24 protein-coding genes and 1 riboswitch are annotated in these 23,190 nt (G+C 36.1%); of the genes, 5 read left to right on the plus strand and 19 right to left on the minus strand.

What is annotated here, in order from left to right:
* Positions 1 to 461: 461 nt before the first annotated feature.
* Complete coding sequence (gene acsA / locus ACTQ5K_RS11660; protein ID WP_441993947.1) at positions 462 to 2,180, plus strand: acetate--CoA ligase; 1,719 nt, start codon at positions 462 to 464, stop codon at positions 2,178 to 2,180.
* Positions 2,181 to 2,407: 227 nt separating this feature from the next.
* Positions 2,408 to 3,325 carry an aldo/keto reductase gene (locus ACTQ5K_RS11665; RefSeq protein WP_349204527.1) on the plus strand — a complete coding sequence of 306 codons (918 nt, stop codon included), beginning with the start codon at positions 2,408 to 2,410 and terminating at the stop codon, positions 3,323 to 3,325.
* 73 nt (positions 3,326 to 3,398) lie between these two features.
* On the opposite strand, the gene queF is transcribed toward ACTQ5K_RS11665, so the two are convergent.
* From queF to ACTQ5K_RS11705, 8 genes are all read right to left on the minus strand, one after another.
* Positions 3,399 to 3,899 carry a preQ(1) synthase gene (gene queF / locus ACTQ5K_RS11670; protein WP_251628937.1) on the minus strand — a complete coding sequence of 167 codons (501 nt, stop codon included), beginning with the start codon at positions 3,897 to 3,899 and terminating at the stop codon, positions 3,399 to 3,401.
* A 125-nt stretch (positions 3,900 to 4,024) separates the two neighbouring features.
* A riboswitch (PreQ1 riboswitch) is annotated at positions 4,025 to 4,071 on the minus strand.
* A gap of 166 nt (positions 4,072 to 4,237) precedes the next feature.
* Positions 4,238 to 4,618 carry a monovalent cation/H(+) antiporter subunit G gene (gene mnhG, locus ACTQ5K_RS11675; protein WP_031539274.1) on the minus strand — a complete coding sequence of 127 codons (381 nt, stop codon included), beginning with the start codon at positions 4,616 to 4,618 and terminating at the stop codon, positions 4,238 to 4,240.
* Positions 4,596 to 4,880 carry a Na(+)/H(+) antiporter subunit F1 gene (locus tag ACTQ5K_RS11680; RefSeq protein WP_031539275.1) on the minus strand — a complete coding sequence of 95 codons (285 nt, stop codon included), beginning with the start codon at positions 4,878 to 4,880 and terminating at the stop codon, positions 4,596 to 4,598. Before ACTQ5K_RS11680 ends, mnhG begins: the two co-directional genes overlap by 23 nt.
* Entirely contained in the window at positions 4,873 to 5,355 is a 483-nt protein-coding gene (locus tag ACTQ5K_RS11685; RefSeq protein ID WP_031539276.1) for a Na+/H+ antiporter subunit E, read from the minus strand. Before ACTQ5K_RS11685 ends, ACTQ5K_RS11680 begins: the two co-directional genes overlap by 8 nt.
* Positions 5,356 to 5,391: 36 nt before the next feature.
* On the minus strand, positions 5,392 to 6,876 hold the full coding sequence (locus ACTQ5K_RS11690; RefSeq protein ID WP_441993948.1) for a Na+/H+ antiporter subunit D: 1,485 nt from the start codon (positions 6,874 to 6,876) through the stop codon (positions 5,392 to 5,394).
* Complete coding sequence (locus tag ACTQ5K_RS11695) at positions 6,869 to 7,207, minus strand: Na(+)/H(+) antiporter subunit C (RefSeq protein ID WP_031539278.1); 339 nt, start codon at positions 7,205 to 7,207, stop codon at positions 6,869 to 6,871. The genes ACTQ5K_RS11690 and ACTQ5K_RS11695 overlap by 8 nt, the downstream gene beginning before the upstream one ends.
* A complete protein-coding gene (locus ACTQ5K_RS11700; RefSeq protein WP_031539279.1) occupies positions 7,207 to 7,632 on the minus strand; it encodes a Na(+)/H(+) antiporter subunit B in 426 nt (141 codons plus the stop codon). The genes ACTQ5K_RS11695 and ACTQ5K_RS11700 overlap by 1 nt, the downstream gene beginning before the upstream one ends.
* Positions 7,616 to 10,033 (minus strand): Na+/H+ antiporter subunit A, encoded by a 2,418-nt coding sequence (locus ACTQ5K_RS11705; protein ID WP_441993949.1) that lies wholly within the window; start codon positions 10,031 to 10,033, stop codon positions 7,616 to 7,618. Before ACTQ5K_RS11705 ends, ACTQ5K_RS11700 begins: the two co-directional genes overlap by 17 nt.
* A 232-nt stretch (positions 10,034 to 10,265) precedes the next feature.
* On the opposite strand from ACTQ5K_RS11705, the gene ACTQ5K_RS11710 reads away from it, so the two are divergent.
* Positions 10,266 to 10,958 carry a universal stress protein gene (locus tag ACTQ5K_RS11710; RefSeq protein WP_441993950.1) on the plus strand — a complete coding sequence of 231 codons (693 nt, stop codon included), beginning with the start codon at positions 10,266 to 10,268 and terminating at the stop codon, positions 10,956 to 10,958.
* 38 nt (positions 10,959 to 10,996) lie between these two features.
* On the opposite strand, the gene ACTQ5K_RS11715 is transcribed toward ACTQ5K_RS11710, so the two are convergent.
* The 3 genes from ACTQ5K_RS11715 to ACTQ5K_RS11725 all read right to left on the minus strand — a co-directional run bounded on the left by ACTQ5K_RS11715 (position 10,997) and on the right by ACTQ5K_RS11725 (position 14,331).
* Complete coding sequence (locus ACTQ5K_RS11715; RefSeq protein ID WP_441993951.1) at positions 10,997 to 11,554, minus strand: tyrosine-type recombinase/integrase; 558 nt, start codon at positions 11,552 to 11,554, stop codon at positions 10,997 to 10,999.
* Between the two features lie 494 nt (positions 11,555 to 12,048).
* Entirely contained in the window at positions 12,049 to 13,326 is a 1,278-nt protein-coding gene (locus tag ACTQ5K_RS11720; protein WP_031539284.1) for a histidine--tRNA ligase, read from the minus strand.
* A 264-nt stretch (positions 13,327 to 13,590) separates the two neighbouring features.
* On the minus strand, positions 13,591 to 14,331 hold the full coding sequence (locus tag ACTQ5K_RS11725) for an alpha/beta fold hydrolase (RefSeq protein WP_441993952.1): 741 nt from the start codon (positions 14,329 to 14,331) through the stop codon (positions 13,591 to 13,593).
* 124 nt (positions 14,332 to 14,455) lie between these two features.
* On the opposite strand from ACTQ5K_RS11725, the gene ACTQ5K_RS11730 reads away from it, so the two are divergent.
* On the plus strand, positions 14,456 to 15,091 hold the full coding sequence (locus ACTQ5K_RS11730; RefSeq protein ID WP_031539286.1) for a copper homeostasis protein CutC: 636 nt from the start codon (positions 14,456 to 14,458) through the stop codon (positions 15,089 to 15,091).
* A gap of 61 nt (positions 15,092 to 15,152) precedes the next feature.
* Here ACTQ5K_RS11730 and ACTQ5K_RS11735 read toward each other — a convergent pair whose 3' ends face one another.
* The gene (locus tag ACTQ5K_RS11735; protein ID WP_031539287.1) at positions 15,153 to 16,184 is read right to left on the minus strand and encodes a polysaccharide pyruvyl transferase family protein; all 1,032 of its coding nucleotides are present in this window, start codon (positions 16,182 to 16,184) and stop codon (positions 15,153 to 15,155) included.
* 88 nt (positions 16,185 to 16,272) lie between these two features.
* Entirely contained in the window at positions 16,273 to 16,734 is a 462-nt protein-coding gene (locus ACTQ5K_RS11740) for a hypothetical protein (protein ID WP_031539288.1), read from the minus strand.
* A 145-nt stretch (positions 16,735 to 16,879) separates the two neighbouring features.
* Here ACTQ5K_RS11740 and ACTQ5K_RS11745 point away from each other — a divergent pair, with 145 nt between their 5' ends.
* Entirely contained in the window at positions 16,880 to 17,287 is a 408-nt protein-coding gene (locus tag ACTQ5K_RS11745; RefSeq protein WP_031539289.1) for a VOC family protein, read from the plus strand.
* Between the two features lie 393 nt (positions 17,288 to 17,680).
* Here ACTQ5K_RS11745 and ACTQ5K_RS11750 read toward each other — a convergent pair whose 3' ends face one another.
* From ACTQ5K_RS11750 to ureE, 6 genes are all read right to left on the minus strand, one after another.
* On the minus strand, positions 17,681 to 19,117 hold the full coding sequence (locus ACTQ5K_RS11750) for a phospholipase D-like domain-containing protein (protein WP_031539290.1): 1,437 nt from the start codon (positions 19,115 to 19,117) through the stop codon (positions 17,681 to 17,683).
* 810 nt (positions 19,118 to 19,927) lie between these two features.
* Positions 19,928 to 20,572 carry an urease accessory protein UreH gene (locus ACTQ5K_RS11755; protein ID WP_031535423.1) on the minus strand — a complete coding sequence of 215 codons (645 nt, stop codon included), beginning with the start codon at positions 20,570 to 20,572 and terminating at the stop codon, positions 19,928 to 19,930.
* 30 nt (positions 20,573 to 20,602) lie between these two features.
* A complete protein-coding gene (locus ACTQ5K_RS11760; RefSeq protein WP_031535425.1) occupies positions 20,603 to 21,418 on the minus strand; it encodes an urease accessory protein UreD in 816 nt (271 codons plus the stop codon).
* Between the two features lie 3 nt (positions 21,419 to 21,421).
* A complete protein-coding gene (gene ureG, locus ACTQ5K_RS11765; RefSeq protein ID WP_031535427.1) occupies positions 21,422 to 22,030 on the minus strand; it encodes an urease accessory protein UreG in 609 nt (202 codons plus the stop codon).
* A 33-nt stretch (positions 22,031 to 22,063) separates the two neighbouring features.
* Positions 22,064 to 22,750, minus strand: a complete 687-nt coding sequence (locus ACTQ5K_RS11770) for an urease accessory protein UreF (RefSeq protein ID WP_048718656.1) — start codon at positions 22,748 to 22,750, stop codon at positions 22,064 to 22,066.
* Positions 22,743 to 23,189, minus strand: coding sequence for an urease accessory protein UreE (ureE, locus tag ACTQ5K_RS11775; protein ID WP_048718653.1), 447 nt, complete (start codon positions 23,187 to 23,189; stop codon positions 22,743 to 22,745). Before ureE ends, ACTQ5K_RS11770 begins: the two co-directional genes overlap by 8 nt.
* Position 23,190 lies beyond the last annotated feature (1 nt).

A 23,190-nucleotide genomic window follows, 5' to 3' on the forward strand; every position in this document is an offset into this window, starting at 1 on the left:
CCTGCAGGGTCTCGGACTTTCTCGCAACTCCCATAGGAGTCGAGCTGTCGCCTCTCCAAACCAACTTTATATTCGCTTTCAAATAAATAAATACTTATTTAATTTGGAGAAACTATACTTTTTCAGTGCCCTCCTCGCATGCGCTGCGGGGTCTAAAGCGTCTCTATTTCCCGCAGGAGTCGAGCGTCTTCCGCTCCATTACACTTCGTTTTTAAACCTTTTTCTAAAAAACAAACACGAATTTTTTTGTAAATTAATTACATTATAGTTCTTGTTTAATGTTGGTAGAAATGCTTATTTCCCAGCCGCTTTATTCCTTTATATAGAAAAGTTTTAACTTATACCCCTATCCATTTTTTAAATGTAGGAATATTTATTCAATTACAACATTAAAATTGTATATATAGTGTTTTCCCATTATAATAGTGTTGTTAAAAAATTGAAATGAGGGGGATGTATGAATGAAATTGAAAGCGTTTCCACCTGTTAAAGGCAAGCATAACCTTGAGAACTATGAGGACTTGTACCAACATTTCAAATGGGACCAAGCAGAAAAGGAATTTTCTTGGCATCAGACTGGAAAAGTTAACTTAGCTTATGAAGCAATTGACCGTCATGCTGAGAATTACCGTGCCAACAAAGTAGCCCTCCACTATTTTCATCCATCAAGAAAAGAGACATACACATTCAAAGACTTAAAGAAATTATCAAATAAAGCTGGAAATGTTTTAAAAAAAGTAGGAAACGTAAAAAAAGGCGATCGAGTGTTTATTTTTATGCCTCGTTCCCCTGAATTATATTTCGCTTTAATTGGAGCGATAAAATTAGGAGCCATCGTTGGTCCACTGTTTGAAGCATTTATGGAGGATGCCGTAAAGGACCGTCTCCATGATAGTGAGGCAAAAGTTATCATTACTACACCTGAGCTTGTAAATAGGATTCCACATACAGAATTACCAGCTTTAGAAACAATTTTTATTGTTGGGGAAGATGTACAAGAGGATGATAAAACAAAAGATTTCCTTCAATATTTTCGCTCTGCTTCTATTGAATTAGACATAGAATGGGTTGATCGTAAAGATGGATTAATCCTTCACTATACCTCTGGTTCCACTGGAAAACCAAAAGGTGTGCTTCATGTCCACAATGCGATGATCCAGCACTACCAGACAGCAAAGTGGGTCTTAGATTTACAAGAAGATGATGTCTACTGGTGCACAGCTGACCCTGGTTGGGTAACAGGTACCTCCTACGGCATTTTTGGTCCTTGGCTAACTGGCTCAACAAATGTGGTTGCAGGTGGGCGCTTTAGTCCTGATATTTGGTATAAAACGATTGAAACATTTGGAGTGACCGTTTGGTACAGTGCACCTACCTCATTCCGGATGCTAATGGCAGCTGGGGATACGGTTACCGAAAAATACACCCTCTCCTCCTTGCGTCATATTCTAAGCGTAGGTGAACCGCTAAATCCGGAAGTAATCCGGTGGGGTCACGAAGTATTTGGACATCGCATTCATGATACTTGGTGGATGACTGAAACTGGTGCACAGCTGATATGTAATCTACCTTGTATGGATATCAAGTTAGGCTCAATGGGGAAACCTCTTCCAGGGATAGAAGCTGTTATTCTGGACGATAACGGAAATATTTTGCCGCCAAATCAGATGGGGAATTTAGCCATTAAAAAAGGTTGGCCATCAATGATGCATACAATTTGGAATAATCAGGAGAAGTTCAATAGTTATTTTCAACATGATGAATGGTATGTTTCTGGCGATTCCGCTTATATGGATGAAGAAGGTTACTTCTGGTTTCAGGGACGGGTGGATGATGTTATTATGACGGCTGGAGAAAGAGTTGGTCCATTTGAAGTGGAAAGCAAACTAATTGAATTTCCGGCAGTAGCAGAAGCAGGTGTAATTGGAAAGCCAGATCCTATTCGAGGTGAAATTATTAAAGCCTTTATTGCACTAGTTGACGGCTATAAAGAAACAGATGAATTAAAAGAAGAAATACGTATATTTGTAAAAACAGGCTTGGCCGCTCATGCCGCTCCAAGAGAAATTGAATTTTGCGAAAAGCTTCCTAAAACCCGTAGCGGAAAAATAACGAGACGTGTTTTAAAGGCTTGGGAACTCGGACTCCCTACTGGCGATCTTTCTACAATGGAGGATTAAAATTCAAAATAATAGGAAAAGAAATGGAGTGCTTCTTCCATCTCGAAATGGGAGTGCACTCCTTTTCTATTTTTTTTGCTAGAAAAGGAGTATTTTTCGATTTCATAAGTCTAAAGGTTGGTGTTCATCTCCTTTCTATGGCAAAATAAAAATGGTCTACTGTATTAGAAATTTTAATCTTGCACAATTATTAAAGCGTTTTCTATTAATAGAAGGGACTGAGAAACGTGAGAATAATCAAACTAGGTAGCAGTAATTTAGAAGTGCCTGTAGTAGCGGTTGGCTGCATGCGTATTAACTCATTAGAAAAAAAGGAAGCAGAGCAATTTGTACAAACTGCTTTAGAACAAGGTGCTAACTTCTTTGATCACGCAGACATTTATGGTAGCGGTACTTGTGAAGAGATATTTGCAGATGCTATTCATATGTCTCCAAGTGTACGCGAAAATATTATTTTGCAATCCAAATGTGGCATTCGCAAAGGAATGTTTGACTTTTCAAAAGAACATATCTTAAACTCCGTTGATGGAATATTAAGTAGGCTAAAAACAGAATACTTAGATACCCTTCTGCTTCATCGTCCCGATGCTTTAGTTGAACCTGAGGAAGTTGCAGAAGCATTCCAAATTCTTGAGCAATCTGGAAAGGTTCGTCATTTTGGCGTTTCTAACCAAAATCCGATGCAAATACAACTATTGCAAAAATATGTGAAACAGCCTCTTGTGGCTAACCAATTGCAACTAAGTATTACAAATGCCAATATGATTTCTAATGGAATCAATGTAAATATGGAGAATGACTCTGCAATTAATCGTGATGGCAGTATTTTAGACTTCTGTCGCTTGCATGATATTACAATCCAGCCTTGGTCTCCATTCCAATATGGTTTTTTTGAAGGGGTATTCCTTGGAAATGAAAAATTTCCTGAATTAAATCAACAAATAAATGAAATTGCTGAAAAGTATCAAGTCAGCAATACAACTATTGCGATTGCGTGGTTATTGCGCCATCCTGCTAACATGCAGCCGGTTATTGGAACAATGAATGTGGATCGTTTAATCGATTGCTGTAAAGCAAGTGATGTTCATTTAACACGAGAAGAATGGTACAGTATTTATCGCGCTGCTGGGAATATCTTGCCTTAATCCACAAAGGAAAATATGACTTTAAAAAGCCAGTCAACAACCACAAAATTGCGAGTTGTTAACTGGTTTTTTATTATCGATTATCTACTTTTTCTGGATACATATCATGGTTCATTAATCGATGGGCTGCCATCTCTTCAAATTTAGTGCCCGATTTTCCATAATTGCACCATGGATCAATTGATATTCCGCCACGTGGAGTGAATTTCCCCCAAACCTCGATATATCGAGGATCTAATAGTTTGATTAAATCATTCATGATAATATTGACACAATCTTCATGAAAATCACCGTGATCACGAAAGCTATATAAATATAATTTAAGAGATTTGCTTTCTACTATTTTCTTATTTGGGATATAGGAAATATACATTGTGGCAAAGTCAGGCTGTCCAGTTATTGGACAAAGGCTAGTAAACTCTGGACAATTAAATTTTACAAAATAATCTCTATCAGAGTGGAGATTATCTACCGATTCTAACACCTCTGGTGCATAATCACTTTTATATTGAGTATTTTGATTTCCTAACAAAGTTAAATCTGTTAATCCTTCTTCTTTCTTTCTTCCAGACATTTGAGCTCCTCCTTGTTTGGTGTTTCCCAACACTGCATAAAAGAGAGGTATTTTACCTTACGCAGAAACTAGCTGAATAAAACAAAAAAGCCATATCCTTTTTATGGACATGGCGTTGATTGCATGTATCCATAGTTTTTTATAGAGGGTATTCGCTATGAACCTCTCCCGTCTCAGTACGGGTATTTCGTTTTTAACTATATAGAAATCGCGAAATTTCGTCAATTAGAAATAAATAACTTTCTCTCTTCATGAAGATGTAACGTAATTTTTTTAATGAATCCACAGCCTCAATCGTTCCAATATTAATTTTCCTATCCAAAAAAATCAATCTATGCCTACTTGTGCTGAACTTCTATTGTTTCGATTCCTTCTTCTTCCATTTCAGCCTTTAAATCATCTTGTACTGTTACATCCGCAAGCTTTACTTTAGAACGATAGGCAGAACGCACGACTACATGGGATGCGACAGGTGAGGTTAGGAAAACAAAGAAAATTCCTAGAAATAAACGAATACTAAAAGTTCCCTCTATGATAAAAAAGACAAACGTTCCAACAAGAGTAAAAAGTACTCCCATTGTAGAGCCTTTGGATGCAGCATGTGATCTCGTATAAACATCTGGAAGTCTTATTAGTCCTAATGAGCTAAGAAAACAGAAGATAGCGCCAAAAAATATAAGTAGAACTGCTATAAGCTCAATCGGATTGTTTTCGCTCAATGACTACACCTCTTTCAATATATCGTGCAAAGGCAATGGTTCCAATAAATGATAGAATCCCTATTAATAAAATTACTTCAAAAAAACCTGTATTTCGAAGCAACACAGAAAAGATAGCTACTCCGGCAATTAAATTAATCCCCAAACAATCAAGCGCCTGAATTCTATCTGGAGCAGATGGACCTTTGACCAGCCGAAAAACCGTTGCAAATATAGATAGAACAAGTAAAATTAAGGATCCAACCAATAGATTATCAATCATAACGAGTCACCCTCTTAATAGCCTTTTCAAATTTTTCCTTCGAACGAAAGATGGATTCTTTTTGAGCGGGTATATCCATTGCATGGATAAAAAACTTATTATTATCAGAAGTGACCTCCACAACAACTGAGCCCGGGGTTAAATTCATTAATAAGGCTAACAAGGAAACCTCTAATTCCCCCTCTAATTCCGTCTCTAAGGAAAATATTCCTGGGGAAATATTAATCCTAGGTTTTATTATTTGTCGAATGACGACTACACTCGATGTAAACAGCTGTTCAATAAAAACAACGAACAACTTAATGACTGCAAAAAATGTCTCTAAATAAAAGTTAGTTGACATATAGCGGCGCAAGATAAAGAGAACGAGAATTCCAAATAAATAACCAGTAAAGAAGGTCAATACATTCCAGGTGTCTTGCAAAAACATCCAAATGACACCTATTAACAAGTTAATTAATATTTGCATAGGCATATTAATCACCTCTTTCCATCCATTTAATTACTCCTTTTATTTTCCATTTCCCAAAACAGCCTCTATATAATAAAGAGGATTCATTAACCCTTCCACTGCCATATCTACATATTCATGTATTCCTTCTGTCCCAATGCCTAAAGCAATCGTCAAGAAAGTAAGCACAGAAATTGGCAGCATTAATCCTTTTGTTGTCCCTTTTTCTTCTTCAAGTGTTAAATCCGTATATCCCCAAAACACCGACATAAATACTTTCATAATAGAATAAAGAACAAATAAACTACTAATCAGTCCAAATGCACCTAGCCAATAGTATCCTGCAGTAAATGTCCCTTCTGTTATAAATATTTTACCTAGAAAGCCACTTAAAGGAGGTATCCCTGATAAAGACAGTGCTGCAATAAAGAACATCCAGCCTAACTGAGGATGCAAGCGAATCAATCCGTTCATTTCATCTAATTTACTTGTTCCTGTTAGATGGATTACGGTGCCTCCTAATAGGAAAATAAGTGCTTTAATCACCATATCATGAATGAAATAATAGATAGAACCAGTCATCCCTACCGTTGTATAAGTAGCGACTCCTGCTAAAATAAAGCCGACACCAATGACCACATTATAGGTCATTACCTTATAAATATCTCTATAGGCAACCGCTCCGATTGCCCCAAGTGTCATCGTAATACCTGCAAGGATGCCAATTAATAAATGTGTTATTTGTACTTCATGATAAAAAATCAAGGTAAATACTCTGATAATTGCATACATTCCAACCTTTGTTAAAAGGGCAGCAAAAATAGCGGATATAGCCGTCGGTGGTGCACTATAAGAGCCTGGAAGCCAGAAGAATAAAAATAGCCCCGCCTTTAAACTAAACACAATTAAAAATAATATCGCTACGGTTGTCATTAATCCATCTTGACCAACTTCGGCAATTCGAACCGACAAATGTGCATAATTTAGCGTTCCTGTAATCGCATATAAATAAGCAATTGCCACTAGAAATAGAAAAGATGAGATAATGTTTATTAAAATATATTTGATTGATTCCCTTAACTGAACTCTTGTTCCTCCTAATGAAATTAATACATATGAAGCAACAAGCATTACTTCAAAACAGACAAATAGATTGAAAATGTCACCCGTGAAAAAAGATCCGTTAACCCCTGTTATTAAGACCAAAAATAAGGGATAAAAATAATATTTTTCTCTTTGCTCACCAATTGAATGAAATGCGTATAATAAACAACAAAATCCAATAATACTAGTAACTAAAACAAGAAGCGCTGCAAACATATCTGCAACCATGCTTACGCCAAACGGCGCCTCCCATCCCCCTAACTGAATGGACTGTATTCCTTCTTCTTTAATTTGAAAGATTAAAATAATCGTTACAATAAAAACAGAAATAATTGCTATTAGACTTAATATTCGATGAAGCGTAACTTTGTCTCTAAAAATCACCATAATCATCGCAAAAACGATAGGAAGGATGATCGGCAATATTACAATATTATTCATCCTCATTACCCCTCAATAAATCTGTATCATCGGTGCCAAGCACTTTAAATGCTCGATAGCTTAGGACTAAAAACAAAGCAGTCGTTGCAAAGTTTATAACAATAGCTGTAAGCAGCAATGCTTGCGGCAACGAATCAGCAAAAGTGTGATCGGTTATTCCTAAAAGGGGAGGACCACCTTTTTTCAATCCCCCCATTGTAATAATAAGCAAGTTTACACCGTGACCAAGTATAGATGTTCCTAAAATAATTCGTAATAATGTCTTTGTTAAAATAAGATAAATTCCAATGGAGAATAATACTCCCACTAGAATAGACATTAATGTCTCCATCAGCGATCATCCCCAATCGTCATAATAATGGTTATCGCTGTACCGATAACGGCTAGAGCAACGCCAATATCAAAAATGACAGCTGTCGCTAACTCTGTTTTTCCGAAAACAGGCAAGTCAAAATATCCGAATGCTTGAGTCAAGAAGGCTTCCCCAAATACCATTCCACCAACGCCTGTTAAAACAGCAATTAATACACCTACCCCTGCTAACACTTTAAAATCAACAGGAATATTTTTTCGAACAGTCTCAATATCAAAAGAGAGAAAAAGCAAAATAATCGCGGCAGCAAAGGTAAGACCACCAATAAATCCCCCGCCTGGAAAGTGATGTCCAGATACAAATAGATTTATGGCAAAGGTAAGGATAATAACGACGGCAACCTTTGTGACACTTCGAATGATAATATCATTTGGTTTCTTCATTCTTATCCCCTCCTACAAGCCTAACTTTTATTAATGTATACACTCCTAGACCAGCAACTGTAAGGACAAGGATCTCTAACATTGTATCTATCCCTCGGAAATCAACTAAGATAGCATTAACAATATTCTTTGCTCCTGCCAATTTATAGGAATCTTCATAGTAGCTCGAAATAGAGTCAAATAGATGGGTACCATTAGCTGAAAGAGCAACAATTGTAACAACTGCGCCTACTCCTATTGAAATAATGGCATTGACCGCTTTGAAACGAATCCTACTAATTTCCTTCTTTAATTGCGGCAAATGATAGAAGCACAGTAAGAATAAAACGGTTGTCACTGTCTCAACTACTAATTGTGTGAGTGCCAAATCAGGAGCTCTAAAAAGTACAAAGAAAAACGAGACAAGAAATCCTAGGGCACCAACTGCTACAATGGATGTAATCCTTGATTTAGAGAAAAGAACGGTAACCGAGCTTATAATCATTGCAATAACTATGCCAATATCAAAAAAACTAATTGGTGAGTCCTGAGACATATCGAACGTGACCCCATTAAACAACACGAGAGATCCCCCGATTATGACAATAAGGAATCCAAATATATAGACTAAATAATCACGAAGGAATCCTGTCATATAAAAATCTGTTATTGATTTTGCCAGCTTCTCCATATATTCCAAACTAAGATTATATAAATTGCTTAAGGTGATAGCTTGTGGATAAAGGCGATAAATCTTATACCATTTTTTTAATAGTAAATATAAGATAATTCCAACAGCCACAACCCCAATCGTCATCCAAAGTTCTGTGTTGAATCCATGGAAGGCACTGATCTTTTTGGATTCCACCGAATGCGCAAGAGATGGTAAAACCGATGCAAAAGCTGGCTTTAATAAATACTTGGAAACAACATTAGGGATAAAGAAGAACAGAATAACTAATGCCCCTAAAATAATCGGCGAGACTAATAAACCAATTGGTGCTTCATGAATCGCTTTATCTAATTTTGGCGCTTTGTTTTTTCCTTTAAATGTTTTGAATACCAAGATCATGCAATAGATAAAGGTAAAGACACTTGCAATCCACGCAATAATGGGAATAATCATACCCAGATGCGGAAGATTAAATATTTCCATATGGGAGGCATTCACTACAGCAGTAAAGAACATCTCTTTACTTAAGAAGCCATTGAATGGAGGAAGACCCGCCATTGAAAAGCCACCAATTACAGTAAGCGTAAAGGATACGGGCATTAAGTGAATTAATCCACCAAGTCTCCGAAGATCTCGAGTACCAGTCTCATGGTCAATAATCCCTACAACCATAAATAAAGAACCCTTAAAGGTGGAATGGTTTACTAAATGAAAAATAGCTGCAAAAATAGCTGTTGCATATAATCCCGATTCTTCTACTCCTAAATCCTTATATAATGCAGCAGAACCTATACCCAGTAAACTCATAATCAATCCCAATTGACTAATCGTTGAATAGGCTAATAATGCCTTTAAGTCTGTCTGTTTCACTGCATTAAAGGATCCATATAATAAAGTGAATAAACCAATTCCTACAACAAACCAAAACCACTCTGCTGTGCCGCCAAAAATCGGTGTCAAACGAGCAACTAGATAAATTCCTGCCTTTACCATCGTGGCAGAGTGTAAATACGCACTAATGGGCGTAGGTGCTTCCATAGCATCAGGCAGCCAGATGCTAAACGGAAATTGCGCCGATTTTGTAAAAGCGCCAAGCAAAAGAAGAATCATGGCTGGTATAAATAAACCGTGATTTTGGATTAGATGGACATTCGCTAAGGTCTCTCTAATACTTGTCGTATCTGCCATAATAGAGAGCATGATCAGTCCTGCTAACATAGCTAGCCCGCCAAAGACAGTAATCAACATTGCTTTTTGGGCACCATATCTTGAGCGATCTCTTTCATACCAATAAGCTATTAGTAAAAAGGAGGATACACTAGTAATTTCCCAAAATACATATAAAACAAAATAATTATCAGATACTACTAGTCCAAGCATCGCCCCCATAAATAACAATAAATAGACATAGAAGTTATGCAAAGCTTCCCGGTGTTTTGATAAATAGAATATAGAGTACAGAATCACCAAAGCTCCTATTCCAGCAATCAATAAACCAAATACTAAGCTTAGTCCATCCAAATACGTAGTAAAGTTAATATTATAAGCAGGTATCCAGTTGACTGTAGAAGTAAATACCTCTCCTTTCGCTATTTTAGGGATATACATCAATAGGAAAAGAAAAATGGTGAATGGAACAAACAAGACGAACCAACCTGTATGAATCCGAGGCGTTAGCCTTTTATATATAAAAGGTACAATTAGTGCAAACATAAATGGCAGCAATATCATAAAATGTAACCATGTCATTTGTTGTATCCTCCTCCTTTTTTGCAAGTTTTATATTTTGGGTTTTCTTTAGCTAAAACGTATTTATAATGGAAACTATGTCTAACCTTACTATTAGTACTAGAAACGGATAATAATTGTCATTTGGATAATTTAAGAAATGCATTGACTCATAAAGTAGCATACGTTATAGTCATACATAGTTTATTATTAGTGGTGTAAATCATTCACATCTATTGAGGTGAAAAAAATTATGGTAAATGGAAAAGAACGCATGGATGAAAGTATTTTAGTATGCGTTTATTACGGACCTAACGGTGAACGCCTTATACAAAGAGGCTGTAAAATAGCGAATATGCTTGATTGTCCACTTTATATCCTTACGGTTGATCCGAAACCATTTGATGAGTTGGATGCAGAAAAATCAAATTATATTGCTAGATGGAAAGAATTAGCTGAACGTCATAGTGCCGACGCATTTATCATTAAAGATAAGGAATCGCGACCAATCTCTAAAGTGATTGCAGAAGTAGCTAGAGAGAAGAAAATCACACAAATTGTTCTTGGTCAAACTGCACAAAGTCGTTGGGAACAAATTGCTAAAGGCTCCATTATTAATTCCTTATTGCGTGAAATCCCTTTTATTGATCTTCATATTATTTCTGTTGCACGCTTTTTGAAAAATCCAGAAGGCCAATATGAAAAAGGTGTACGTGCGTATTTAGTAAAAGAGGGAAATGGCTATCGCCTAATTTTCAATCATACAAAACATGTAATGTATGAAGGAATTTTCTTTAAAGAACAAGGCACTGATTTCAATAATGGTGTTTTTAAATTTATGAAAGATAAAGATACATTGCAAGTTCAAGTCCATGAGGACATCGTTAACGAATTAACTAATGTTGATATTGATACAGATGCTAGTAATGATGATGACTATTTATAAGTTTGACTAATCTCCACCTAGTTTGGTGGAGGTTTTTTTTAAAGATTGACATCCACTTTTACTAAACGCTTTTCTTGCTTATCAATCCCAATATATTTTAACGTTTCTGCCCTCGAAGTATGATTATATACATTCATCAGTAAGGAAATCGCAATCCCTTTTCGATATGCATGATAGCCAAAAGTTTTTCGCAACGTATGGGTTCCAATTTTCCCCGGAATTCCAACTAGCTTCGCCGCCTTATTAATAATCCGATAGGCTTGCTGGCGAGTGATTGGTTGATTATTTTTCTGCGATTTAAATAAAAACTCATCCTCTTTGAATTCCCGTTCCTCCATATATTTCTCTAACTCCGTATGCACCTTACCGTTTAAATAATATGCTTTTACTTCATCAGCATCATGAAGATACAAAAACTCTTTCATTCCAGATTCATCTTTTACATCCTGAACCTTCAATGCGAGTAAATCGCTTACTCTTATCCCAGTATTTATACCTAACACAAAAAGCAACAAATCTCTTTGTGATTGTTTACGCAATACTTCTTTAATCGCATTAATACTTTCAATTTCTTTTATAGGATCGACATATTCCATCCGTTCGCCTCCTAATAATGTTACATAACTTTATGTTATCATCATTTAAGTAACATTACAACGAATAAACTTTCATCTTAATTTTTTCTTTTGTAGTATGCTTCTTTTGTTTTGGAAATAGTCTGTTGAAGACGGGTCTTTGGAAAATGCTTTTAGCTGTAGTAGGAAAGGGGGTTTTGATTGATTTGAAAACGAATAGGAGCGTGTTTTTTCTATTACCTTCTTTTTTATGAAAAATGGGCTTTGTTTTGATCACTCTGTTACCTTCGCGCTTCTTTTTTCTTCCATTCGAGCTTAGAGACGGGTTCTCTGTTACCTCCGCGCTCCTTTTTTCTTCCGCTCGGGCTCAGAGACGGATTCTCTGTTACCTTCCTGCTCGTTTTTCCTTCCATTCGGGCTTAGAGACTATTTTTTTAACTTGCTAATATCCTTTGAATCAACTCTCACATAAATAAAAGCAGTAAATGTCTCCCATCTACTGCCTCGTCTAATGATTAATATTCGAAATTCACTATCCATTCTTCTCCTGTTTTCATATCTCTCACTTTATACATATTGCCTGCCACTTCCTCGTCTCCTAGTATAATCACCTTTTTGACACCTTCTTTATTTGCTTTATCTAAAGCTTTCACCAGTTTTTTCTTTCCTAACTCGAGCTCTACTTTAAAGCCTTTGTCACGAAGTGTTTTCGCAACTAAAAAAGCTTCCAGCGGTCGACCAATCGGAATAATATAGTAATCCAGCTTTGCATCATCAAAATCTATTTTATCTAATAAAAGAGCAGATAATATAACATCCAACCCAAAGGAAATACCCACTGTTGCATAGGTTTGCTTTGAGCCAATTAATCCGCCTATCGCATTGTCATATCTTCCGCCGCTACCTATGCTCGACTTTATTCTCTTATCAGTTAAGAAAATTTCATAGATTGTTCCAGTATAAATTTCAAGACCTCTCGCAAGAAACGGATTGAATACGCAATATTGCTCCAGTCCAAACTTCTTTATATACGATTGTAATTCATTCCATTCTTCCAGCCCCTTTCTAATGCTCTCTTCTTTTTCTGCCAGCTGTTGATAGTACTCTATTATGCCGATTAAATCCTTTTGTAAAAAAGCATCAATCTCCTCTATTACTGTTTGTTCTAATCCAGCATCTCTTAGTTCTTCCTTTATTTTTTCTTTACTAATTTTTTCTATTTTATCTACTATCAAAATCACCCGATTTATCAATTGATCCGCAATATTCAATTGACGAAGAAACCCAACTAATAATTTTCGATTATTGTATTGAATCGTTACTTCCATCTTTAATTTATCAAAAATATTCAAAGCCATCATCATAAGCTCTGCTTCTGCCATTTGCGATGGAACACCTACAATATCGACATCACATTGTGTAAACTCTCGATATCTCCCCGTCTTTATCGGACCATCTCGAAATACTTTGCCAATCTCATAGCGTTTAAAAGGCATTTTTAGCGTTGGATTCATCGCTACCACTTTCGCAAAGGGAATGGTTAAATCATAGCGCAACGCCAGCTCCCTTTTGCCACGATCAGAAAGAGTGTACATTTCTTCTAAAATTTCCGCTCCACCTGCGTATTTAGAAGCAAGCAATTCTTGGTAATTTAAGATAGGTGTCTCAAGCGGTTTGCAGCCATACTGAATAAATACATCTTCCATTGTTCTCCGAATATTTCTTCTGATTTCTTCCTCTCTCGGTAAATAATCCATTGTTCCTTTAACATTTTGGTAAATCATCTTCTTCATTTTTTCATGCCCCCTGTTTAAAATAAAATAAAAAACCGCCCTTGATTTAAGTAGTTAAAACTTAATCAAATGCGGTTTCATGAGAAATAGTCTTCCTATGTACGATTTTTAAATCGAAATAGCAAGACTACTTTTTATGATGATGTAATTGTGAAAGGTTGATGCTGTGCGTACGTTTAACCATTTCAATCACCTCTTATTTTCCAAATACTTTAACATATTGGAAATTATAAAACAAGACCCACTTTACTTTTTAATAAGTGGTTAACTTTCCTCACCCATTTTTATGTTTGCATCGCCATATTTCATCAGAAAAGAATCTAACATTTTAGTATAAATCTCCGGCTGTTCATCCTGAACTAAATGTGCCGCAAAAGGAACAACTGCAATGTGCATATTCGAATTTATTTCTTGATAATAGCAAGCGCCCTCTATCTCGTCTCTTTTTCCTTCGCCTACTATGCAAAGAATCGGCATCTTTAATGCATGTATATCCTTAATTTCATGAAATGGATACCACGTTGAATCTTGTGTTATTAAAAGGGCTTCTCTCCAATCCCCTCTATGAATTTGGTTGAAATAATCAGCTACCTCTTCCTTTTGCAAAAGGTGACTTTGTTGCTCTATGTCTTTAAGATGTAACTCTTCCCAATTATCAGGCTTTAAGGGCATAACCCCCGAGATAGTTAAACTCTTTACTTTTTTAGGATGCTTTTTTGCAAAAATGATGGCTACCAATGCTCCTATTGATCCTCCTACAATATGAGCAGAGTCTATTCCTACATGCTCCAACGTTTCAAACAAATCATTAGCAGATTCATCAAAGAAATTAGAAAAATTGGATACTACAGAATGCCCATGCCCTCTTAAATCAGGAGAAATCACCTGGTAATGCCTTTGAAAAAAAGCTCTTTGATACTCAAAATCTGTTAACCCTGTTTGCAAACCAGTATGAAGAAATACAATCGGTTCTCCTTTTCCTTGAATAGAAGTATGTAATATCACTCAATTCCCTCTCCTTATTTCCCTAATTTTCTAAATTTTATATTTCATCAAGTATAACCGATTTTTCACAGTAAATATATGGTACACTAGCTAAATTAGACGTTAATTAAAAGGTGTTGAGACAATGATAAAAGAAATCTGCGTAGAAAACTTCACACTCGTCCCAAGAGCTATTCAAAATGGTGCAGATCGGATTGAGCTCTGCGATAATCTATCTGTAGGGGGAACGACTGTTAGCTATGGTGTTGCTGCTAAAACTATCTCCTTTTGTCGAAATACCAATACTAAAGTAATGGCAATTGTTCGTCCAAGAGGTGGGAATTTTATTTATACCGAAGATGAAGTGGATATTATGTGCCAGGATATTCATCTTTTTAAACAGCTTGGTGTTAATGGAGTGGTAATTGGTTGTTTAAATAAAGGGCAATGGATTGATGAAGAAGCAATGGAAAGATGCTTAACCGCTGCTACTGGTTTGGAGGTTACCTTTCATATGGCCTTTGATCATATTGCTCCTGAGTTAAAGAACCAAGCAATCGACTGGCTCATTTCCCATCGGGTAAACCGGATATTAACACATGGTGGTCCTCTATCTACTAAAATTGAAGATAATATACCTACGCTGAAAAGTTATATCGAATACGCTGCTGGAAAAATCATTATTCTTCCTGGTGGAGGGATTACCTCTGCTAACCTTCCAGTTCTATCTGTTCAGTTAGAGATGAAAGAAGTCCATGGATCAAAAATTTTTGGAGCATAGTAAATTATCGGAAACTACATAGTAAAAGGAGATATCCTAAACGGATACTCCTTTACTACTTTTACCCTCTAAAAAAATCCTTCAACACTTGAAAATCCTCTCTAACATCAATCTTATTGGGCTCAGCACTTTGTAATCTTTCAATAATAGCTGGAAGCTCGTTTAAATCCTTATTATCGGTATACTCAATAAATGATAATTCATGTAGCCAATCATTATACGAGTGCTTCGCTTTTCCGTAGCTATTCCCGAATACCAAGCAAGGAGTCTTTGTGATAATTGAAAAGATCATTGCATGCAACCGATCTGTGATTATTAATTTTTTAGAACCAATTTTATCAAGCATTTTTAATAATTGAGGTTCACGATCAGCATAATCAATCACATCAACTTCTGAAAGCACCGTATCCGTTCGTTCCACTGGATTATCTTTTCCAACCAAGTTCATTAAGTCTGAGACAAAATTTTCTTCTGTTACTTTTTCCTTGTCTGCTCTTAGAACGAATAGAACACCTTCCCTTTCAAGGTCCCTTGGTTCAATGGAAAGGGATAGCACCATATCTGGAGTGTACAGTACATTTGCTTGGAAAGTATCTTTTAAGATTTCTAATGTCTGATTCTCTCTTGCTACTAAAGTGAGGTTAGGATTTTTGTTATATGCTTCTTGGCTTTTTTTCTTTTCTGCTTGTCCTTCCTCTGTATCCTCAAAAAAGGCAGATTGAGGGAACACAATCGTTCGGTAATCTTTAAATGACTCGATGACCTTTCTGCGATCCTCCTCAATATCCAAGTACAGGCTTCCTAAATTTCCTCCACCGGTAAAACAAACAACATCATCCGTTTTAATAATCTTTTTAACTAAATCGATTCCTTCCTCTGTTGCATAATCCATAATTTCAATATATTCATAGTAAGGGAAGCAATTTTTAATAAATTTCTCTTCCGCATACGCTATGGCCTGATCGCCAATATTTGTATAACTCGGAGAGCCAAATAGAAACACTTTTCTTTTATTATTAAATAACGCTTCCTGATTTACATTCGGAGCAATTCCTTTTACTATATGAAACTCTTTTCTCGCTTGGTTTAACATAACGCCATTCCTCCTTCTATAGATCTTGTAGTTTTTGTCATATACCCCAAATGAGCAATATTTATTCCCAAATTAGTCACTTTCTCTCTTACTTCTTCTGTTTCCATGCCAATAGAATGGCCTTGCCATCACTTGGTGCATTTTCTCCATAATCAAAAGGAAGCAACGCAAAGAAGATATAGTATAGGGAGAAATACGCAAACTGATAGAAAAAGGAGCTTCTTGGGAAAACATCCTGCATAATGAATAAATTTATTACTAAAACGGACAATAGATTAAATAAAATTCCTCCACTATGAATTAAAATCCGTTGCCATCTCTTTTTTTCTTCAATTCCTTTATAATAGCAAGTTGCATCTATAAAATAGAACAAATGAACATGGATGGGACCAATACAGAATAGCTCATTCCCCTTTCCAACGATCAAATCACCCTTTCCGCCAAACAGCCAAACAAAAAAATGGTGTCCAGAGGCATGAATCAAGCTAACAATAGGCAATATAACGAAAAAGGCCCATGCGAATTTATCAAGATCGTCTAGAGAAAACATCCTCATCCTCCCTTCTTCCTATCAGGATGAACTAGTTTACAGATTATTACTCTTTTAAATTTGATATAGTTAAGATACCTCCATACTTTAAAAGTAAATCCTCCATTAGATATTTGATAGATTTTGGAAATATTTATACTATATAATGGATTTATCTGATAATTTCATAGAAAGGAGAACTATTTTGATACAAAAAATTGGACAAATTGGCGTAACAGTAAGAAATTTAGAACAAGCCGTTCACTTTTATAAAGAAAAACTTGACCTTCCACTTTTGTTTCAAACAGATAATATGGCCTTTTTTGTTTGTAACGGTTTGCGTTTACTTATCACTCTACCTGAAAATGAAGAATTTGATCATCTAAGCTCAACGATCTATTTTCAAGTGGAGGATATCAAATCAGCTTATGAGAAGTTAAGGAAGAAGAAGGTTCTTATGGAAAGTGAACCACACCTTGTTGCTAAGATGGGAACTACCGAAACCTGGATGGCCTTCTTTCGTGATTCCGAGGGGAATATGCATGCATTAATGAGTGAGATAGAGGCTGCCTGATTAGGTAGCTACTTGTTTTTACTTTTTGGGTTAGGTTGATGAACTTTATTCCTCACGCTTTGTTTTTTTCCGTTATTATTCACCTGCTTAAAGCCACACATTCTTCGAGATGCCGGCTTTTCTTTTTATTTAGTTGAATAGTGAAAATCTTCTCTTGTATCCTTATTCCTGTGCTTACCTTCCCTTTTATAGGGGGCAAAGCAATTGCTTACCTTTTCCCTTTGTATTAGACAATTTCCATTCCCCTGTACTTTTCTTTTAAAAAAATATAAACTCATGCAGGTATGGTTCTTTATTAAACCATTTAAAGCCTCCAAGTTTCACGTGAAACAAGGAGGCTTTTAACGATATATTTATATATTTCCTAGAAAATATTCTCATTCACTTCTTCCTTTAAACTAAAAATGCAAACAATTTGATGATAGGAGCTAAAGTTTTTATAGCTATTCTCTTCCAAAATGCCACATCTGCTTGCTCTACATCTTCTTTTGCTTTATAGCTTCCATCTTCTGAAACCTGAAGACTATGGTTATCGACCGTTTTATTTAGTTCTTTCTGCAAAAAGTGAGCAAATTCTTCACTATCAATCAAAAGCATGGTTTCTGTGTTTAGGAACGTACTTCTGGCATCTACATTGTAGGAACCAATCAAACTAATTTTTTCATCAAATATATATGTTTTTCCATGAAGGGACTCTGTCTTTTCCTGATATTCAAATAATTCATCGACCCAATTAATGATAGAGTGTCTGTTTGACCAATATCCTGAAAAAGCAACCATATTAGGTGTTGATGCAGCAGAGTTTGTCAGCACCTTCCAATGATCTACTTTTATTTTCTCTGGCTTTACATATTCAAGCATTTTCTTCGTAGGAACAATATATGGACTTTCTAAGTAAATGGACTTTGTAGATTGCTCGGTTAAAGAAATTAGTTCCTTCCAAATTAATGGATCTTTATTAACCCGCTGATGTGGATTGTGCAGCAAAAATACCTTGTCAGTTGAATAAGCATCTTTTTTCCAATCTATTGCTTTATCTATTGGCAATGGATACACATCTTTTGCATGTGTTAGAAGGTCCATTGCTTCTTCCTCTTTTTCTTTCCCTAATTGTATCTTCCTATGTGATATTTTTTTAACTGCATTCTTTGAAAAAGGATGTTCCCAAACATATTGATAATAATCATCTATTTTCTTTAATACACTGGTATCCTTTTGTTCCTCTGTAAATACAATAACATCTCGATCATTTGACGCTCCTTTTGTTCCTGCTGCGCTAAAGTATTTATCCCCTATATTTCTTCCCCCCACTATAGCAAGTTCACTATCAATGATAAATAGCTTATCATGAAATCGATTATTCCATGTCCAAGGCTTTCCTAAATGAAGAGGTTCATAATACTTCAATTTGATATTTGGATGAGTAAATATCGCATAGCTATATAAACGTAAATCTTTGTTGAATTGATTGACTATGCCATCTAATAAAAGCCTTACTTTGACACCACGATTCGCTGCATCAAACAAACAGCCGAAGAATAAATCTGCATATGGTCCCTTTTGAATCGCATAAGTGGATATATCAACAGATGCCTTTGCGTTCTTTATCAATTGCAGCCTTGCTAGACCTGAGTCTTCCCTATCTTGTAATAAAACGACTTTATCAGGCGAGACCACTTTTTTATCATTCTGATTGAGTTTAGTCGTTGGCTTCCAAAAAGGGTCTGCCTTGGGATGATAAAAATAAGGAACAATGACACAAGAAATTACAATATAAAGAAGGTAAACTCCAACAAATACCATGATTGTCTTCAGACTATGACCGATCATATTGTCTCCCACCATTTTTTTATCTTATTCTTACTATCTTCTCCCTAATTTGAAGTATTATTAAAAAGAAAAATTCTATTGAATATTAATTACTATTTATTGTTTTAAAAAGTATTCATGGAGAAGTAGAAAGAAGTCAGTCTTGATTCAATAAAGTGGGGATTTAAAAGAGGCTGGGACAAGACTAAATAACTAACTTTTAAAGACGAATAATCTCTAATTTAGGTCTTAAATAAAGCTACTCTCTTATGATGGTTATCTATGTTTTCGAATATAGTCAAGTCTAAAACTAAGTCGTTTCATTGCGCTACAGACGTACGATGCGCCGGGGAGGAAGCTGAGCCTTCTCGGCACGGAGACCACTGAAAAACTGATAGCTATTGATGATTGGTCATAACCGCCTTTTAAACTTAGAGTGTAAATTGTTTTCCGAGGTGACCACTTGCTTTCCATGGGGCGAGCGCCGAGCCGCTTCGTCGCTACGCTCCTGCAGGGTCTCGGACTTTCTCGCTGCTCCCATAGGAGTCAAGCGTTCACCTCTCCAAACCAACTTAATATTCGCTTTCAAATAAATAAATTCTTATTTAATTTGAAAAAACTATACTTTTTCAGTGCCCTCCTCGGCACGCCTGCGGGGTCTCAGCCTTTCCTCTATTTCCCGCAGGAGTCGAGCGTCCTCCGCTCCATTTCACTTCGTTTTTAAACCTTTTTCTAAAATAATAAACACGAACATTCATGTAAATTATCTACATAAAAAGTTCGTGTTTATTATTAGTTGAAATGCTTATGTCCCAGCCTCTAGTAATGATCTTATATCCAAATCTTAAATAAACCATCATTGATTCCGATGTTATACATATAATAAATTCCAAATAGGATACTGATGCTTCCTGTGATTTTTGTAAAAAGGGCATTTACCATTACCCCTTTGTTTGAGAATACAAATGGGACACCTAATACAGTAGTAAATAGTAACATGCCGACACAGGTCCCTATACCAAAAATAATGATATAAATTGCACCTTCCCATATGGTATGTACTGTACTCATCGTTAATAGAACCATTGCTGCACTTCCCGCAAGCCCATGAACTAATCCTAATAAAGTGGACTTCCAATAAGAAGTTGCTCCATTTCTGTGATGGGAATGTGTTTTTCTTTCTTTTAAAAAAACATTTGAAATTCCTAAATAAACAAGGACGATGCCAACTATAAATTCCAAAGACATCGCTACTGGATCTGATATTTCCTGTTTTAATCCAATGACAATTAACCCAAATACAAATAATGTAAAGGTATGTCCAATTCCCCAAAATACCCCAGACAAAGAGGAATTCCATAAATTTTTGCTTCTACTCGCAATCGTAGAAACTGCAATTACATGATCTGGTTCTAATGCATGCTTAAATCCAAGTATTAGTCCAAATAATAAGATGGACAGCAATCCAAATTCCATTATTGATGTTCCTCCGTTTGACTTATTATGTTAGTATTTTCTCCATCTAAGTGCTTCTTTTCCTAAAAGAAACTTCCGTGCATAGGTATGCACTGATTGAAAGATTCGCTCAATTACTCCGGTATTACAAGCTAAAATGCGTAAAATGACTCCATTTTCAGGTAGTTTGGAAATACCAAGGCGGATATCCTCTTCCTCCTTTTCCACTAAGTGATTCAATTCTTGATAAAAGGAGCGATCCGCTTGGTCATGTACAAGTACAAGTGTTCCAATATGGGTGAAACCTTCCATTTGCATAATAGATGTAAAGTCTTCTTCCGGTTTCAAATAAAGATGATCAAAGAAGATTAGTTTATTATTTCTATATATTTTTTGCTTGGAGCGAATCCATGCATATTTAAAGAAACTCCCATCCGCCGCCCATCCAGGAGTGATGATATCACTAGCAAAATAACAGGATCCTTCTTCCATATGTACAACTGTATTTTGAAAATATTTAGCTTGTTCATAAGCGATTATAGGATCAGGAAAGTGTTCTAATATACTATTTCTTTCAAGGGTAATCACCGTATCTTGCTTCACATAATCCATTGGTGTTCGATATATTTTTGTAGAGGATTGGGTGGTAACAGAGATTGCGGCGTCTTCCTCCACACAAATGGATGTTTTATATCTATCTCCATCCACATAGCCTCCTCCTACATGAATACAATAAATGGATGGTGCACTTTCTTCTAAATAAACTGGCCGCGTAATTTTCATAGCTCCTTCATAATAACAATCACTAAGCACTGTTTTATGTTGTCTTTTCTTTGCAGAAAATTGCAAAACACCTGTATAAGTCATTATCTATAGTCCAATGAGAAATGCTTGCTTTTTAATCCATTCCACTACTTCTGAAAGTCCAATTTCCTCTTTCAAGTTTGTAAAAATATAAGGCTTCTCTCCTCTTGCTGCAATCGTATCTCGCTCCATCACTTCCAAGCTCGCACCAACATATGGAGCTAAATCAATTTTATTAATAATAAACAAGTCCGATTTAATCATCCCTTGCCCACCTTTTCGTGGGATTTTTTCTCCTTGAGCTACGTCAATAATATAAATAGAAAAATCTACAAGCTCTGGACTAAAGGTTGCAGCCAAGTTATCTCCACCACTTTCGACAAATATTAGCTCTAAGTCTGGATGTAATTCCTTTAGCTCATCAATAGCTGCGAAATTCATTGACGCATCCTCTCTAATGGCGGTGTGAGGACATCCTCCTGTTTCTACACCGATAACTCGATCTTCTGGCAACACACCATTTTTCAGTAAAAATAATGCATCCTCTTTCGTATAAATATCATTTGTTACAACGGCCATGCTAAGCTCATGTTGCATAGAACGAGTTAATTTTTCAACAAGCATCGTTTTCCCTGCACCAACTGGGCCTCCGATTCCAATTCGTATTGCTTCCATTTATTTCACTCTCCATTTGCTAAATAATTAAACTTATGACATAAAAAGACGGACATGTAACTGTTCATGCCTCATTTGTGCTATCTCAAGTCCGGGACTAACACTCGCAAAATCATCTATTGTTAACCCCATAATGGTATCCACACACGTATCTATTAACGGCTGGATTTCAACCAGTATCTTTTGTCCATTTGTTTGTCCTAAAGGGATGCCGCGCACAGCATTTTGAACAAGGGAAGAGACGGATGTAAAAAGATAGGTTTTCATAGCAAGCACTTCTTCCACATTCAAATAGTGAGCAAGAATCGCAAATACAATGCTTGTATGTCCAAAAGCATCCTTTTCTTTTATATGGGAAATATATTTTGTTATATTAGCAGAGTGATAGAGGTCTTGGCAGAGCTTAGCCATCCTTTCCCCCATTCTTTTATTTCCCATTCTTGTTTCTTCAGCTAGAGAGGAAACGTATAAAATTCTATCTACTTCTAAAACTTTATCCCAGCTACTTGTTGCGATTCCTTCATATGCTAAGTGAAAGGCAAGACCATCTACATAGACGAGCTGTTTCTTTAAATAAATTGTTAATGCCTTATAAAAGCTGTGCTTATCCGTCACTGTCCCTTCTTGGATATATGTTTCCAAGCCAAAGGAGTGAGAAAAAGCCCCTGAAGGAAAGTTAGAATCACTTAGCTGCAGCAATGGATATAAAGAATTAGTCATGGCTATGCCCAATATGGCGGAAGGCCTGCTTTACCTTTCGATTCTCTCTTTTATAGGGAATTAATAATTGCTGTAATAATTCTTCTACCAAATAATCATATTGAACAATCATTTCATTGCCTTCAAATTGTGCAGGTAAATGACGGTTTCCAAGCTGGTGTGCAATTTCACCCATTTGCTGGATGCTTAATGGCTGAATGGTTAGAACATCATCTTCCTTCACAGAAATGACAATCATATTCTTATCATCCATGTATAATACATCTCCATCAAGGAGGTCCCTCTTATCTGCTAAGCGAATGCCGATTTCCTTTCCATGGTCTGTCACAACTCGCTGGACTCTTTTTAATAAATCATCGCTGTGCAAATAAACTCTTTCTACGTGATTTGCTCTTTTTTCTAATGTTGCTATATTTCCAACAATCTTTTCAATAATCATC

The organism is Niallia sp. Sow4_A1 (assembly GCF_052116745.1).
Lineage (GTDB): Bacteria > Bacillota > Bacilli > Bacillales > Cytobacillaceae > Niallia > Niallia hominis.

What these genes read in the sequence shown, in the direction of transcription:
- ACTQ5K_RS11745 (WP_031539289.1), top strand. Translation starts at nt 16,880, where the DNA reads ATGGATTTATCTGATAATTTCATAGAAAGGAGAACTATTTTGATACAA.
- ACTQ5K_RS11755 (WP_031535423.1), bottom strand. Translation starts at nt 20,572, where the DNA reads ATGGAATTTGGATTGCTGTCCATCTTATTATTTGGACTAATACTTGGA.
- ACTQ5K_RS11750 (WP_031539290.1), bottom strand. Translation starts at nt 19,117, where the DNA reads ATGATCGGTCATAGTCTGAAGACAATCATGGTATTTGTTGGAGTTTAC.
- ACTQ5K_RS11685 (WP_031539276.1), bottom strand. Translation starts at nt 5,355, where the DNA reads ATGCCTATGCAAATATTAATTAACTTGTTAATAGGTGTCATTTGGATG.
- ACTQ5K_RS11715 (WP_441993951.1), bottom strand. Translation starts at nt 11,554, where the DNA reads ATGGAATATGTCGATCCTATAAAAGAAATTGAAAGTATTAATGCGATT.
- ureG (WP_031535427.1), bottom strand. Translation starts at nt 22,030, where the DNA reads ATGGAAGCAATACGAATTGGAATCGGAGGCCCAGTTGGTGCAGGGAAA.
- ACTQ5K_RS11770 (WP_048718656.1), bottom strand. Translation starts at nt 22,750, where the DNA reads ATGACTAATTCTTTATATCCATTGCTGCAGCTAAGTGATTCTAACTTT.
- ACTQ5K_RS11680 (WP_031539275.1), bottom strand. Translation starts at nt 4,880, where the DNA reads ATGATTGATAATCTATTGGTTGGATCCTTAATTTTACTTGTTCTATCT.
- ureE (WP_048718653.1), bottom strand. Translation starts at nt 23,189, where the DNA reads ATGATTATTGAAAAGATTGTTGGAAATATAGCAACATTAGAAAAAAGA.
- queF (WP_251628937.1), bottom strand. Translation starts at nt 3,899, where the DNA reads ATGTCTGGAAGAAAGAAAGAAGAAGGATTAACAGATTTAACTTTGTTA.
- ACTQ5K_RS11730 (WP_031539286.1), top strand. Translation starts at nt 14,456, where the DNA reads ATGATAAAAGAAATCTGCGTAGAAAACTTCACACTCGTCCCAAGAGCT.
- ACTQ5K_RS11690 (WP_441993948.1), bottom strand. Translation starts at nt 6,876, where the DNA reads ATGAATAATATTGTAATATTGCCGATCATCCTTCCTATCGTTTTTGCG.
- ACTQ5K_RS11760 (WP_031535425.1), bottom strand. Translation starts at nt 21,418, where the DNA reads ATGACTTATACAGGTGTTTTGCAATTTTCTGCAAAGAAAAGACAACAT.
- ACTQ5K_RS11700 (WP_031539279.1), bottom strand. Translation starts at nt 7,632, where the DNA reads ATGAAGAAACCAAATGATATTATCATTCGAAGTGTCACAAAGGTTGCC.
- acsA (WP_441993947.1), top strand. Translation starts at nt 462, where the DNA reads ATGAAATTGAAAGCGTTTCCACCTGTTAAAGGCAAGCATAACCTTGAG.
- ACTQ5K_RS11705 (WP_441993949.1), bottom strand. Translation starts at nt 10,033, where the DNA reads ATGACATGGTTACATTTTATGATATTGCTGCCATTTATGTTTGCACTA.
- ACTQ5K_RS11735 (WP_031539287.1), bottom strand. Translation starts at nt 16,184, where the DNA reads ATGTTAAACCAAGCGAGAAAAGAGTTTCATATAGTAAAAGGAATTGCT.
- ACTQ5K_RS11740 (WP_031539288.1), bottom strand. Translation starts at nt 16,734, where the DNA reads ATGTTTTCTCTAGACGATCTTGATAAATTCGCATGGGCCTTTTTCGTT.
- ACTQ5K_RS11695 (WP_031539278.1), bottom strand. Translation starts at nt 7,207, where the DNA reads ATGGAGACATTAATGTCTATTCTAGTGGGAGTATTATTCTCCATTGGA.
- ACTQ5K_RS11710 (WP_441993950.1), top strand. Translation starts at nt 10,266, where the DNA reads ATGGTAAATGGAAAAGAACGCATGGATGAAAGTATTTTAGTATGCGTT.
- ACTQ5K_RS11720 (WP_031539284.1), bottom strand. Translation starts at nt 13,326, where the DNA reads ATGAAGAAGATGATTTACCAAAATGTTAAAGGAACAATGGATTATTTA.